The sequence below is a fragment of the Aquabacterium sp. genome, assembly GCF_049274795.1.
In the GTDB taxonomy this organism is placed as follows: Bacteria; Pseudomonadota; Gammaproteobacteria; order Burkholderiales; family Burkholderiaceae_C; genus Aquabacterium.
This window is the reverse complement of sequence record NZ_JBASTH010000088.1, coordinates 37834-51226: the sequence shown is the minus strand read 5'-3', so window position 1 is coordinate 51226 and position 13393 is coordinate 37834. Positions and strand designations below refer to the sequence as shown.

At 67.6% G+C, this 13393-nt stretch carries 13 protein-coding genes; 4 read left to right on the top strand and 9 right to left on the bottom strand.

Annotation, left to right across the window (positions count from 1 at the left end; translation table 11 throughout):
- Positions 1 to 229: 229 nt before the first annotated feature.
- On the bottom strand, positions 230 to 1975 hold the full coding sequence (locus WAQ08_RS14405) for a long-chain fatty acid--CoA ligase (RefSeq protein WP_422192350.1): 1746 nt from the start codon (positions 1973 to 1975) through the stop codon (positions 230 to 232).
- A 192-nt stretch (positions 1976 to 2167) separates the two neighbouring features.
- Between WAQ08_RS14405 and WAQ08_RS14400 the strand changes: the two genes are divergently transcribed.
- The 3 genes from WAQ08_RS14400 to WAQ08_RS14390 all read left to right on the top strand — a co-directional run bounded on the left by WAQ08_RS14400 (position 2168) and on the right by WAQ08_RS14390 (position 3988).
- Complete coding sequence (locus WAQ08_RS14400) at positions 2168 to 2449, top strand: DUF1653 domain-containing protein (protein WP_422192348.1); 282 nt, start codon at positions 2168 to 2170, stop codon at positions 2447 to 2449.
- A gap of 91 nt (positions 2450 to 2540) precedes the next feature.
- The gene (locus WAQ08_RS14395) at positions 2541 to 2993 is read left to right on the top strand and encodes a DUF2834 domain-containing protein (RefSeq protein WP_422192346.1); all 453 of its coding nucleotides are present in this window, start codon (positions 2541 to 2543) and stop codon (positions 2991 to 2993) included.
- Between the two features lie 98 nt (positions 2994 to 3091).
- Complete coding sequence (locus WAQ08_RS14390) at positions 3092 to 3988, top strand: metal-dependent hydrolase (RefSeq protein ID WP_422192344.1); 897 nt, start codon at positions 3092 to 3094, stop codon at positions 3986 to 3988.
- A 21-nt stretch (positions 3989 to 4009) separates the two neighbouring features.
- Here WAQ08_RS14390 and WAQ08_RS14385 read toward each other — a convergent pair whose 3' ends face one another.
- From WAQ08_RS14385 to WAQ08_RS14350, 8 genes are all read right to left on the bottom strand, one after another.
- Positions 4010 to 5092, bottom strand: a complete 1083-nt coding sequence (locus WAQ08_RS14385; protein ID WP_422192342.1) for an AraC family transcriptional regulator ligand-binding domain-containing protein — start codon at positions 5090 to 5092, stop codon at positions 4010 to 4012.
- A 187-nt stretch (positions 5093 to 5279) separates the two neighbouring features.
- A complete protein-coding gene (locus WAQ08_RS14380; protein WP_422192340.1) occupies positions 5280 to 6947 on the bottom strand; it encodes a response regulator in 1668 nt (555 codons plus the stop codon).
- A complete protein-coding gene (locus tag WAQ08_RS14375) occupies positions 6947 to 8728 on the bottom strand; it encodes an ATP-binding protein (protein ID WP_422192338.1) in 1782 nt (593 codons plus the stop codon). Before WAQ08_RS14375 ends, WAQ08_RS14380 begins: the two co-directional genes overlap by 1 nt.
- Complete coding sequence (locus tag WAQ08_RS14370; protein WP_422192337.1) at positions 8725 to 9747, bottom strand: SpoIIE family protein phosphatase; 1023 nt, start codon at positions 9745 to 9747, stop codon at positions 8725 to 8727. Before WAQ08_RS14370 ends, WAQ08_RS14375 begins: the two co-directional genes overlap by 4 nt.
- Before the next feature lie 9 nt (positions 9748 to 9756).
- Positions 9757 to 10146, bottom strand: coding sequence for an anti-sigma regulatory factor (locus WAQ08_RS14365; RefSeq protein WP_422192335.1), 390 nt, complete (start codon positions 10144 to 10146; stop codon positions 9757 to 9759).
- Positions 10139 to 10537, bottom strand: coding sequence for an STAS domain-containing protein (locus WAQ08_RS14360; protein WP_422192333.1), 399 nt, complete (start codon positions 10535 to 10537; stop codon positions 10139 to 10141). Before WAQ08_RS14360 ends, WAQ08_RS14365 begins: the two co-directional genes overlap by 8 nt.
- A 36-nt stretch (positions 10538 to 10573) precedes the next feature.
- Positions 10574 to 11446, bottom strand: coding sequence for an STAS domain-containing protein (locus tag WAQ08_RS14355; protein WP_422192331.1), 873 nt, complete (start codon positions 11444 to 11446; stop codon positions 10574 to 10576).
- A gap of 254 nt (positions 11447 to 11700) precedes the next feature.
- Positions 11701 to 12663, bottom strand: a complete 963-nt coding sequence (locus tag WAQ08_RS14350) for a helix-turn-helix transcriptional regulator (protein WP_422192329.1) — start codon at positions 12661 to 12663, stop codon at positions 11701 to 11703.
- A gap of 107 nt (positions 12664 to 12770) precedes the next feature.
- Between WAQ08_RS14350 and WAQ08_RS14345 the strand changes: the two genes are divergently transcribed.
- Complete coding sequence (locus tag WAQ08_RS14345) at positions 12771 to 13391, top strand: glutathione S-transferase family protein (protein ID WP_422192327.1); 621 nt, start codon at positions 12771 to 12773, stop codon at positions 13389 to 13391.
- Positions 13392 to 13393: the final 2 nt, after the last annotated feature.

Sequence of the window (13393 nt, the reverse complement as noted above, 5' to 3'; positions counted from 1 at the left end):
GTCAGGCTATGCGCGCAAGCAGCAGGCGCTCCCAGCCGAGGGCGGGGTGCCTAGTAGGTTCGTGGCGGTGAACAGAGCTTGCGACAACATGGGGTGCAGTATGGGGGCGGGGCTTGAAGGCTGTCAACCGCCAGAGCATTCAGATTTGTCTCAGCTGGCAACGTGAACGACGCCAACTGAACGGAATGCTGCGCTGCCGCAAACAGCGCCGGCCACAGCGGATAAGGGATCAGGCCTTGGCCGTCTCCTTGCCCTGCACGCGCTCCTGCTCCTGCAGCACGCGCCACAGCACCTTGCCCGCGCCCGACTTGGGCAGTGCCTCGCTGAACTGCACGATGCGCGGGTACTTGTAGACGGCCATCTGCTCTCGCGCCCAGTCGATGATCTGCTGCTCGGTGACGCTGCCACGCGCCTCGGGCCGCAGCACGACCACGGCCTTCACTGTCTCGCCGCGGTAGTCGTCGTGCGCGGAGATCACGCAGGCCTCCTGCACGGCGGGGTGCTTGTACAGCAGCATCTCCACTTCCGAGGGCCACACCTTGAAGCCGCTCGCGTTGATCATGCGCTTGAGGCGGTCGGTGATGAAGAAGTAGCCCTCGTCGTCCATGCGGCCCAGATCACCGGTGCGGAAGAAGCGCTTGCCGTCGATCTCGATGAAGGCGGCCGCCGTGGCCTCGGGGTGGCGCCAGTAGCCCTGGAACACCATGGGGCCGTGGCTCACGATCTCGCCCACTTCGCCTTGCGGCAACTCTTGCAACGTGGTCGGGTCGATCACGCGCGCATCGGTGCCGAACATGGGCATGCCCAGGCACTGCAGCTTGGCGCGCTCGGGCGGGTTGGCGTGCGTGGGCGCGGCGGTCTCCGTCAGGCCATAGCCTTCGCAGAAGGTCAGGCCGAACTCGGCCTGCAGGCGTTGGGCCACGGCCTCGGGCATGGCCGCGCCGCCACCGCTCAGGTAGTACAGGCTGGACAGGTCGAAGCGCTTGTAGTTCGGGCTGTTGAACAGGTCCATGATCATCGTGGGGATGCAGGTCCAGTGCGTGACCTTCAGGCGCGAGATCAAGGTGCCAGCCAGCTCACGGTCCCAGCGCGGCATCAGGGCCACGGTGGCGCCGTTGTAGATGGGCCCAAGCACACCGTAGAGCATGCCGGTGATGTGGAACAGCGGCACCACGCCCAGCACCACGCTGTCGGCGGTGGACTGGCCCCACAGCCCGCCCGCGATGGCGTTGTGCATCAGCGAACGGTGCGTGTGCATGCAGCCCTTGGGTCGGCCCGTGGTGCCGGAGGTGTAGGGCAGCAGGGCCAGATCGTCCGGGTGGCCAAAGTAGGGCGCGGGAACGCGCTTGAGCGCCAGGGCATCCGTCCAGCGGGTGAAGCCTTCGGGCAGCGGGTGCTCGGTGCGCAGCCATTGCAGCAGGGCTGCGGGGGCGTTGAGGCTGGCGTCGTCCTCGGCCGGCATCTGGTCGGCATAGCGCGACACCAGCACCTGCTGCAGGCGCTCGGCCGGCGGCACCGCCTGGTTGGCCTCCGCCACGATGCCGGCCAGGTCGGCCGTGCAGATCGCCACGCGGGCCTGCGCATCGGTGATGTAGTGCTTGAACTCCTCGGCCTTGTTCATGGGGTTGACGGGTACCACCACGCCCTGCGCGCGCAGGATGGCGTTGTAGGCGATCACGTACTGCGGACAGTTCTGCGTGTACAGCAGCACGCGGTCGCCCGGGCGCACGCCGGCATCGTGCTGCAGCCAGCCGGCCAGCGCCTGCGCGCGGCGCTTGAGATCTGTGTAGGTCAGGGCCTGGCCCATGAAGAGGTAGGCCGGCTTGTCCGGGTAACGCGCAGCGGACACCGACACGTTGTGCCACAGCGTGGTCTCGGGCACGGTGATGGATTGCGGCAGGCGGGCAGGCCAGTGCGCCAGGTGCGGGGCCTTGGGGTTGGGATGCGAGGGGCGTCGTGGCGATGCGTCGGACATGGGATGAAGCTCTTCCAGGGTGACGTCGATGCGGTATGGCGGTGTGTTTTGATCGTTGCATTTCCGGTGTAGTCCACGTGCCGGTCCTTGCGCATCCGGATCGCCCCTGAGTCAAAACGACACGTTCTGCTGCGCGGAACAAATCAGGCGCCGGCATGCACGATCCGTGTGCACCCGCCTATGATTCAGGACATGAGTGACGACGCCCGCCCCGTTCCCCCGCTGCCTGCCCTGCGCGCCGGCCTGTACCGCCACTACAAGGGCCAGCTGTACCAGGCCTACGGCGTGGCCCGCCACAGCGAGACCTTCGAGCCCGTGGTGGTCTACCGCCCGCTGTACGGCGAAGGCGCGCTGTGGGTGCGGCCTTACGAGATGTTCACCGGCACGATCGAGGTGGATGGCCGCGTGTACCAGCGCTTCGCCTGGGAGGCTGAGGCATCGGGCGAGGCACCGGGCCCGGCCCACATTGGCTGAATCGGCACAGTGCTGGCCACCCATGCCCAGCGGCTTTTGATGCAATCGCCAGCATGACAACACCGGTGTGTTTCACCGAGGAGTGCAACCCGTGAGCGCCAAACAGAAACTGCTGTGCCTGGTCTACGCCCTGATCGCGCTGCTGGCGCTGGCCGGCACCTGGGGGCATGCCTTCAGCTACCTGCCGCTGGGCGTGGTGCAGGCCAATGTGCAGTTCTGGCAGGACACCCTGGTCAACCCGGCCAGCCGCTTCATCGGCGTCGACATCATCATGCTGTGCATGGCCGTCTGGCTGTGGATGCTGACCGAGGCACGCCGCCTGGGCGTGCGCGGCGTGTGGTGGTATGTGGCGGGATCCGTGCTGATTGGCGTGAGCACCTTCGTGCCGCTGTTCCTGATCCACCGTGAGGTGGCGCGGGCCCGCTGGGATGAAGGGCGCGAGGGCGCAGGCCTGACCACGGGCGACTGGGCCGGCATGGCCCTGGTGCTGGTGGTGGCCCTGGGCTACACGGCGCTGTCCTTCGGCGTGCTGCCGGGCTTGTAAGCCCTTTTTCTTCAACCTACGCGAGCTGCTTGTACTGACGCGCCGGTGCCTTCGGGCCCGGCCGGTGGTGTCGCTCGCCCATGCAACCGGAGAAGACCATGAGCCAGGACACCATCCTCGACGACGGCACCCATGACCGCCGCCCCATCCAGCCACGCGAGAAGCTGGATTTCAAGCTGAACAGCGGCATCCCGCGCTTCTGGAACGGTGGCGATCCGTTCAAGACACGCTTGTTCGACGCCATGTCCATCACCTTCCCGGTGGGCGAGCGCTACTTCATCAGCACCGTGCGCAACTACCGTGACCAGATCACCGCCCCGCACTTGCAGGAGGAGGCGCGCGACTTCATCCGTCAGGAGGCGCAGCACGGCATGGTGCACATCCAGTTCAACAAGCTGCTGGAGAAGCAGGGTATCAATGTGCCGTGGATGGAACGCATGCTGGACGCCAAGTTCCGCTGGCAGCTCAAGTGGTGGCCCAAGTCCTTCAACCTGGCCTACACGGCGGCGGCAGAGCACTTGACGGCCATGATGTGCACCACCTTCATGGAGCGCCGAGAGATCGTAGAGCCCTTCGACCACCGCGTGCGCGCCATGTACGCGTGGCACTCCATCGAAGAGGTGGAGCACAAGGCCGTGGCCTACGACGTGATGCAGAAGGTGGCCAAGGTGGGCTACCTGCAGCGTGTGGCGGGGCTGGTGTACTTCAGCATCGAGTACCCCATCGGCGTGATGTGGACCATGAACCAGATGTTCAAGGCCGATGGCTTCGGCTTCTTCAAGCGCCTGGGTCTGTGGGCCAAGGGCCTGTGGTGGATGTACAAGCCGGGCGGCGTCTTCCTGCCGGCGCTGGGCTACTACCTGACCTACTACAAGCCAGGCTTCCACCCGTGGCAGCACAAGGAGATGACGTCGTACGAGGCGTGGACGGAAGCCTTCAACCGCACGGGCGATCCGGTGGTGGCGTCGGATGCGCTAAATCTGCTGGCGCGTTGACGTGCTGTGGCCTGGCCCTTGTCAGGCCACGCCGCTTTCGGTGGTTTCGGTGGTGGTGCGCTGCTCGCGCAGGGCCATGGGCGTGAGCCCCGTGGCCCGGCGGAAGGCCCGCGAAAAGCTTGATGCGTCCGTGAAGCCCACTTGCCGTGCCACCTCCTGCACCGGCTTGCGGCTGCCCAGCAGCAGGCGCTCGGCGTGCTCGATGCGCACCTGCTCGACGATGCGCGAGAGCGTGGTGCCTTCGTCCTGCAGATGCCGGCTCAGGGTGCGCTGCGACATGGCCAGCAGGTCGGCCACGCGCATGGCCTGGGGCAGTGCGCCCTTGCGCATGCCGTCGGCCACCACCTGCTTGACGCGCTGCGTCACAGGCGTGGCGCGCGGTGCGCCCTCAGGCGCCTGCCGGCGCAGCAACGCTTCCAGGCTGTCGCGCGTGGCGCGGTTGCCGGTGCTCAAGGGGCTGCGCAACGCCTCGGCCGACACGCTGAAGCCCAGGTAGGGCGCATTGAAGCGCACCGGCGCCTGGAAGAAGCGCTCGTAGTCGGCCAGTTGCGCGGCCGGTGGCGGCGCGTGTGGAAAGCTCACCTCGGTCAGCAGCTTGCTGGTGGTGGTGTAGGGCGCGATGTTGCGGAAGGTGCCTACCACCAGTTCGGCCAGCCCTTCGTTGAAGGGGGAGAAATCGGCCAACTGCTCGATCACCACGGTGGCGCCGCCATCGGGCAGGCGCTCGCGGCGCATGTCGAACACGGGCATCACCAGGGCGTGGTACTGCAGCGCGGCATCCAGCGCCTCACCCAGCGTGCCGCAGGCGATGGTCAACATGCCCAGCATGCCGTGCGCCGTCAGCGGGAAGTGCTCCAGCACCTGCAGCGAGATGGGTTGCCCCGGCAGGCAGTGGTCACGCGTGATCTCCATCGCCTTTTGCAGCTGCCGGCCATCGATGCGGTCGGGCTGGGGGGCGGAGGCATCGTGGAGGGCGGGCAGGCCGCACTGCTGGCGCACACTGGCGACATCACCGCCCCGGGCACGCAGCAGCGACTCGGTGATCTCGATGTACTGGATGGGAAAGTGCAGTGCCTGGAGTAGCCGATGCGGTGAGGGGTGCATGGTGAGGCCGTGGCGGGCAGAGGACGACAGCTTGCATTGTGGGCAAGGGCCTCGGCCTTGCCCATCCCTGGGATCCATGACGGCAGCGCCCCTTTTCTGACGCCCTTGCTCAGGGGGCGTGTCGCCGCCGCTTCCTTGCTGTCATGCGCGGCGCTTGCCCTGCGTCCCGATCAGGCGCCAGTGGTGCTCAGTGCGCTGCTGACCGGCCGTCCAGGCAACGGCGGATCGCCGCGTTCAGTTCGTGGCTCAGGAAGGGCTTGCGCAGCAGTTGGGCGTCGCTCAAATGGGCGGCGTCGATGGCCTCGCGGTGGGCGTGGCCGCTGATGAAGACGATGGGCAGCCCCGGCGTGGCCTGGCGGGCATCCTGGGCCACGGTCAGGCCGCTGATGCCGGGCATGGCGATGTCCAGCACCAGCACATCGGGCACATCCTGGCGGATCAGGTCCAGCGCTTCCATGCCCGAGGCCGCCGAGGTGACTTGGTAGGCTGCATCGCTCAGCATCTGGCAGACGGTGCTGCGCACGTCCTCGTCGTCGTCCACCAGCAGGATGCGTTCGCCGGCGCCTGGCAAATCGTGCGCGGCGGGCAGCATCAAGGGGGAATGCAGGGCGTTTGGGCCGTGGAGGCTGGCGTCCTCGGGCGCGGCGGTCAGCCACAGCGACACGCAGGTGCCCTGGCCGGGCGTGGAGTCGATGCGGGCCGCGCCTTGGGATTGCCGCGCGAAATTGATCACCTGCGCCAGGCCCAGGCCGGTGCCGCGCCCGGCCGGCTTGGTGGTGAAGAAGGGGTCGAAGGCACGCTCAACCACCTCGGGCGGCATGCCCGTGCCCGAATCCTTCACGGACACGACCACGTAGTCGCCGGGCGGCAGCTCGTCGTCGGCCTGCGCCACGCAGGCGTGCCGCATGCCGATCTCGATGCGCCCGCCGCGCGGCATGGCGTCGCGGGCGTTGATCACCAGGTTCAGCAGGGCCAGCTCGAACTGGCTGAGGTCGACCATGGCCGCGTGCTGCTCGGCTGCTTCTGGCAGGATGACGAGCTGGGTCGATGGCCCGACGGTCTGCGCCAGCCACTCCTGCATGCCGGCCAGCGTGGCGCCCACGTCCAGCGCGGTGACATCACCCTGGCCCTGGCGCGAGAAGGTCAGCACACGTGCGGTCAGGCGCTTGCCACGGTCGGCGGCGCGCACGGCTTTGTCCACCAGATCGTGCAGGCGCGGTTCGGGCGACTGGCGGCGGATGATGTACAGGTAGCCCACCAGTGAGGCCAGGATGTTGTTGAAATCGTGGGCCATGGTGCTGGCCAGTTGCCCCACGGCTTCCATCTTCTGGGCCTGCACCAGGGCTGCCTCGGCGCGCTCGCGCTGCTCGATCTGCTCACGCAGGCGCTGGTTGGCTTCGTGCAGGTCGCGGGTGCGTTCATCGATGCGCTGTTCCAGCGTGGCGTTGAGCTGGCGCATGGATTCTTCGGCCGCGCGCAGGCGCAGCAGCGCCTTGACGGAGGCCACCAGCTCTTCCGGGTCGATGGGCTGGATCAGGTAGGCATCGGCGCCGCCCTCCAGGCCGCGTGCCCGGTCGCTGGCGCTGGTGAAGGTGGCCGAGGTCTGCAGCACCACGGTGCTGGGCCAGCGGGCCTTGATGATGCGGCACACCTCGATGCCGTTGATGTCGGGCAGGCGCACGTCGAGCAGAACCAGGTCAGGGCGCAGGGATTCGACCATCTCCAGCCCCTGGCCGCCGCTGACGGCATCGACCACCTTGAAGCCCGCGTGCGTGAGCGTGCGGTTCTTCGTGTAGCGCGCCACTTCCGTGTCGTCCACGTTGAGGATGGTGGGAGGCGCGCTGGTGGTGGTCATCATCCGCTCCTTGCGTGGTGGTCACGCGCGATGCCCTGCATCAGCGCGGTCAGCCCATCGCGTGAAACATCCTGCTTGAGCACGATGGCATAGGCCCGGGCCAACTGGCGCTTCTGGTCGATGGACAGCAACTGCGAAGTGCACACCACCACCGGGATCGACGCCAGCTCGGGCGATTCGGCCAGCCGCTCCAGCACACCGAAGCCGTCCAGCTGCGGCATGGCCAAGTCGAGAAAAATCATATCAGGGCGCTGCAACCCGACGGATTGCAGGGCTGAAAGCCCGTCCGTGGCCTCGCGCACCTCGTAGCCGGCGTCCTGGGCGATGTGGCGCAGCACGTAGCGGAAGGCTTCTTCGTCGTCCACCACCAGCACGTGGCCGGTTTCGGGGGCGGCCTCGTCATCGTCCGGGGTGGTGCTGATCACCTGCCCGAATCGCACGGGCAGCGCCAGCTCGAAGGTCGAGCCCTGGCCCGGCTGGCTGGTGGCACGCACCTCGCCGCCCATCAGCAGCGCCAGGCGGCGCGTGAGCGGCAGGCCCAGGCCGGTGCCGCCCTTCTGCAGGCGGCCGTCCACTTGCGAGAACTCCTCGAAGATGCGGGCGATGTCCAGCGGGTCGATGCCGATGCCCGAATCGCTCACGGAGAACACGATGGTCTGGCGGGCCGGGTCATGCCGGGCTTCGACCAGCACATGCCCTGTCTCGGTGAACTTCAGCGCATTGGCGATGAAGTTGCGCAGGATCTGCACCACCTTCTGCTCGTCGGCCAGCATCTGGGGCAACTGCGCGGTGTGGCCGAACAGCAGTTCCACCGCCGGGTTGGTCAGCAGCGGGCGCAGCGTGCCGCGCAGCGAGACGAAAACACTGTCCACGGTGAACTCGGTGGCCTTCACATCCACTTTGCCGGCCTCCACCTTGGCCAGGTCCAGCAGGTCGTTGACCATGTCCAGCAGGCCCTGGGCCGATTTGCGGATGTACTGCACCTGGCGCTCCTGCTCGGGGTTCAGGTCGCCATCGACCCGGTCTTCGAGCAGGCGCGTGAGCGCCAGGATGGAGTTCAGCGGCGTGCGGAACTCGTGGCTCATGTGCGAGAGGAAGCGCGACTTGGTGTCGCTCACGCCGCGCAACTGCTCGGCCTTTTCCTCCAGCTCGGAGTACAGCGCCACCACGCCCCGGTTGGTCTCTTCCAGTTCCTGGTTCAGTCGGGCGGCCTCGGCCTGGCGGTCCTGCAGATCGTTCAGGCTCTCGATGATCTCGCGGTTCTGATCCTGCAGCGCGACGATGGGGTCGGCGCCCAGGTGGCCCGACAGCAGTTGCGCGATGGCCTGCTGCTCATCCCGTGTGAGCCGCTGCAGCGCGCCCTGCGGCAGGCGTACCGACAGGCGCACGGTGGTGCCCTGGGGTGTGCTGCTGATGTCGAAGCTGTCCACCAGGCGGCGTGCGCTCAGCAGGCCCTTGCCCCGGCCGGGGGCGAAGGCCTTGCGGCCGCCCAGCACGCTGTCCAGGTCATCGATGCCGGGGCCGTCGTCGCTCACCACCACCAGGAAGTTGTGGCTCGGCGCCTGTCCGTCGATCACGAACTCGGCGCGGGCCTGGCTGGCGTAGGAAAAGGCGTTGCGCGTGATCTCGGAGACGGCCGTGGCGATGCGGGTCTGGCTCTGGCGGTCCATTCCCAGCATCTCGGCGGCCTGGCGGGCGTTCAGGCGCGCAGCGACCACGTCCTCGGCATTCACCAGGTGCATGGTGCCCAGCGTGATCCAGGTGGCGGGCTTGTCGCTCATGGCCGGCCCGTTCCACAGACCACCACGGTGGCGTCGTCCCGCCCACGGCTGAAGTCCCGGTACAGCGCACCGGCCAGCAACATGGGGTGGCGCCACAGCAGCGGCGTGTAGCGCTCGCCCGACCAGCCGGTGCCGATGCCATCGGAATGCATCACCATCAGGGCGTTGTCAGGGCAGGGGTACTCGAAGGACTGCACCTTGCGCGCGTTGTGCCCGGCCGTGCCATTGAGCGTGACCATGCGGCGCGTTTGCCCCGATGGCATGAGCAACACCCCGGCGATGTTGCCCAGCCCAGCGAAGGACACGGTGGCGCTGTCCCAGTCGATGCGGGCCGCGGCCACGGCGCCTCCGCGTGTATGGCGGATACCCTGGTGCACGGCGTCCACGATCTCGGCGGGGGAGGCGTCGGCGCAGCGGCGGAACTCGGCTAGCGCGGCATTGGCGGCCAGCGCGGCCTCGGTGCCATGGCCCAGGCCATCGACCACGAACACCGTGCGACCCGTGTCGTTCTCATGCCAATCCCAGCCGTCACCGCAGACATCTTCGCCCGGCATGGCGACCTGCACCGCCCACACGCCGGCATTGCGCAGCACGGGCGGACGGTGGATGTGCTCTGCCAGGCCTTCGGCATCGTTGCCTTCGGCGGCCACCAGCCGGGCCCACACCACGGTGCCCGCCCCAGGGGTCGAGGCCACGTCCACGGATTGCGCCAGGCGCTGCACGGCGCCCAGGCCCTGGCCACGGGTGCCGGCGGTGGAATAGCCATCGGCCATGCAGGCCTGCACGTCGGCCATGCCGCGGCCCTTGTCGATGGCCAGCAGGTCCAGGCTGCGGTTGCCGGGGCCGATCACCAGGCGCCCGCCACCACCGTGCTTGATCAGGTTCGACGACAGCTCCGTGGCCACCAGGGCGGCCTGCCCGGCTGTTACCTCGCCAAAACCCGCTTCTGCGGCGGCGGCAGAGGCGCGCCGACGCGCTTCCGCCACCTGGCTGGGATCGGAGACGAGCACTTCGAACATGGTGAACTTTTACTTCCAGCGTGCCAGCGTGATGCGTGTGCCCTGGCCCGGGCTGGATTCGATGGCGAACTCGCTGGACAGGCGCTTGGCCCCGCCCAGGCCCAGCCCCATGCCGTTGCCGGTGGTGAAGCCGTCGCGCAGGGCCGCGTCGATGTCCTTGATGCCAGGGCCCTGGTCGATGAAGACCAGGCGCACGCCGCGCCGGGGCAGGGTGATGGTTTCCAGCTCCACATGGCCGCCACCGCCGTAGTCCAGCGTGTTGCGGGCCAGTTCGCTGGCGGCGGTGATGATCTTGGTCTGGTCGACCAGGCCCAGGCCTGCCTGCGCAGCCAGGGCGCGTACCTTCTGGCGCACCCTCACCACGTCTTCAGAGCAGCGGATGTCCTGGGTCTCACGCACCGTCGTCTTCTTCGTCGTCGCCGTCGTCGGCACCGTAGGAGGCGCGCTGGCGGATCAGCGCCATGCCACGGTCGACGTCCAATGCGGTCTTGACACCGCCCAGAGACAAGCCCAGCTCCACCAACGTGATGGCCACCGCCGGGCGCATGCCGACCACCACCGTGTCGGCATCCAGGATGCGCGAGACGGCGGCGATGTTGTCCAGCATGCGGCCGATGAAGCTGTCCACGATGTCCAGCGCCGAGATGTCGATCAGCACGCCGCGCGCCCCGGTGGCCACGATCATGTTGGTCAGATCTTCTTCGAGCGCGGTGGCCAGCTGGTCATGCATGTCGACCTGGATGGTGACCAGCAGTGCCTTGCCCAGCTTGAGGATGGGGATGCGATCCACGGTGTGAAGCTCCTGTGTCTTCTTGATCGGGATGGGTTACTGCGCCGAAGGTGCGGCGCGCACCTTGGTGACAGCCCGGCCCTGGCGGGTCAGCGCCAGCGCGAAGGCATCGGCCAGCGTGGCCTTGGAGACAACGGACAACTCCACGCCCAGGTGCACCATGGTCTGCGCGATCTGCGGGCGGATGCCGCTGATGATGCAGTCCGCACCCATCAGGCGGGCGGCGGCGATGGTCTTGAGCAGGTGCTGGGCGGTCAGCGTGTCCACGGTGGGCACGCCGGTGATGTCGATGATGGCGATCTCGGCGCTTTGCTGCACGATGGATTCGAGCAGGTTCTCCATCACCACCTGGGTGCGCTCGCTGTCGAGCGTGCCGATCAAGGGCAGGGCCAGGATGCCTGTCCACAACTTGATCACGGGGGTGGAGAGTTCAGAAATCTCTTGCTGCTGGCGCACGATCAGCGCCTCGCGGGTGCGCTGGTAGGCCTCGACGGTGAAGAGGCCCAGGCGGTCGAGCAGCAGGCCGATGGTCCAGTTGCTTTCCAGCACGGCGGCGGCGTTGTCCTTGCTGTGGCGCTGGAACACGTCGAACAGCGGCTGTTTGAGCGAGAAGATGAAGACGGCGGTCTCGCGCGGCGAGAAGCCCTGTTCGGCCCGGCTGGCGGAAATCTCGGCCAGCAGGTCGCGCACGGGCCCGAAGGCGGCGTCATCCACATGGGTGGCGCCGGCGTCCAGTGCCTGGCGCAGGGCGGCCAGAAAGCCCTTGCATTGGGTGGTCAACTCGCCTTCGCGGATGCGGCCGCTGTGCAGGGCGCCATCGTCCTTCAGGCGCTGGCCCCACTCGGACAGGATCTCGGCCTCGTGGGCGGTGAGAAGCTTGGATACGACCTGGCTGCCTGCCTTGACCATGGGAAATGCTCCGCTCTTGTTGAGCGGCCATTCTAGGGGGCGGTCAAGGCAGGTTTAAGCCTTTTGGACGGTTGACGAACACAAATACTTGCGCTTGTGAGGGGGCGTAGCGACGGCTTGTAAGGGGTGTCCTACAGGCCGTGTAGTTCAGCGCGTGCTGGGTCGCCAGGGTGCGGCTTTTCGGTTGAGGATGCAGGCTGCGTTGCTGTGCCGCGCCACACCATTTGGCGGGGTGCGACGCCGATTGGAGGGCCCTAACGTGGGCTCACGCTCCGCGCTGCCCTTTCTCCTGCTCTTGCCAAGTACTCCTTCAACGCCACCGGCTCTAGCACCTCGAAATCCACATCGAAGGCCAGCAGCCAGTAGGCCAGGCGATCGAGCGCATGGGCGCCGCATTGCAGCAGGCACCGTTTGTCATCGATCGTTTCGAGCAGGCCGTAGGCAGCCGGGATGCGCTGGGCCATCGCCTCACGGGGCGCATGCAGCACGATGCGCGCTTGCGTGGGATAGGGCGACACGGCCAGTGAGTGCGACACAAAGGCCTTGAGGTCGCCACCTTGCGGGCCAGGGCGCGGGGCGAAATGGGCGCCGATGGTGGCCGGTGTCTGGATGCGGTCGAGGCGAAAGGTGCGCCAGTCTTCCCGCCCGCGGTCCCAGGCCACGAGGTACCAGCGGTCGCCTGTGTGGACCACACCTTGCGGGTCCACCCAGCGCTCACTCGCGGTCCCGCGGATATCGGTATAGGTGAAGCGCACGCTGAGCTGGTCGCGGCAGGCACCAGCCAATGCCGCGAGCAGGGATGCGTCGATGACCGGCCCGACGCTGTCGAGCGGGGTGATGGCAGTGCGCAAGGCGTCTGCGCGTTTGCGCAGGCGAGCGGGCATCACTTGCTCGAGCTTCACGACGGCGCGCAATGCGGTCTCTTCGATGCCGCGTACCGACCCCGAGGCGGCGGTGCGCAGTGCGATGGTCACGGCCAGGGCCTCGTCGTCGTCCAGAAGCAATGGGGGCAACACCTGGCCGGGGCGGAAGGCATAGCCACCGGCCACGCCGCTGCTGGCCTCGATGGGGTAGCCCAGCTCGCGCAGGCGGTCGATGTCGCGCCGCAGGGTGCGGGGATGGATCTGAAGCCTCTCGGCCAGCTCCGCGCCAGCCCAGTGGCGGCGGGCTTGCAGCAGTGAAAGCAAGCGCAGCAGGCGGGATGACGAGGTGAGCATGCGCTGCACTCTAGCTCACATCGAGGGCGGATTCTGTCCGCAATGCTGCCTACAGTCAGCCCCATCAACCCACCCATGACACCCGTCACTCAGCTTAGGAGAAGCATATGTCCCAGCCTCAATCGATCATCCTGTACTGGCACCCCATGTCGAGCGCCACGCCGGTGGCCTGCGCCTTGGCCGAACTCGGTGTGCCGCACCAGCGCGTGAAGGTCGACATCAAGGCCGGAGAGCAGCACAAGCCGGTGTACCTGGCCCTCAACCCGAATGGCAAGGTGCCCACGCTGACGGTGGATGGCGCCCCCATGTTCGAGGCGCTGGCGATCCAGCTCTGGCTGGCCGAGGCGTACGGCGTGGCCAAGGGGCTGTGGCCCGCCGCGGGCACGCCCGAGCGGCTGCAGGCGATGTCGTGGTGTACCTGGGCCTACGTGACCTATGGCGCAGTGCTGGTACGCCTGCAGGTGGCCACGCTGGGCGACGAGGCGTTGCGCAGTGCGGCCCACGCCGACGCTGCGCGTGAGGGGCTTGACGGGCTGCTGCGCCTGCTGGACGAGCGGCTCGCGGTGCAGCCGTGGATGCTGGGGGACAGCTACTCGATGGCCGATCTGCTCGTGGCGTCAGTCATCGGGTACAGCGTGTTCATCGGCGCGCCGGTGGCCCGGCATGCGCACGTGCAAGCCTGGCTGGGCAAAGTGCAGGCCCGGCCGGCAATGAGCGCTGAGGGGTGAGG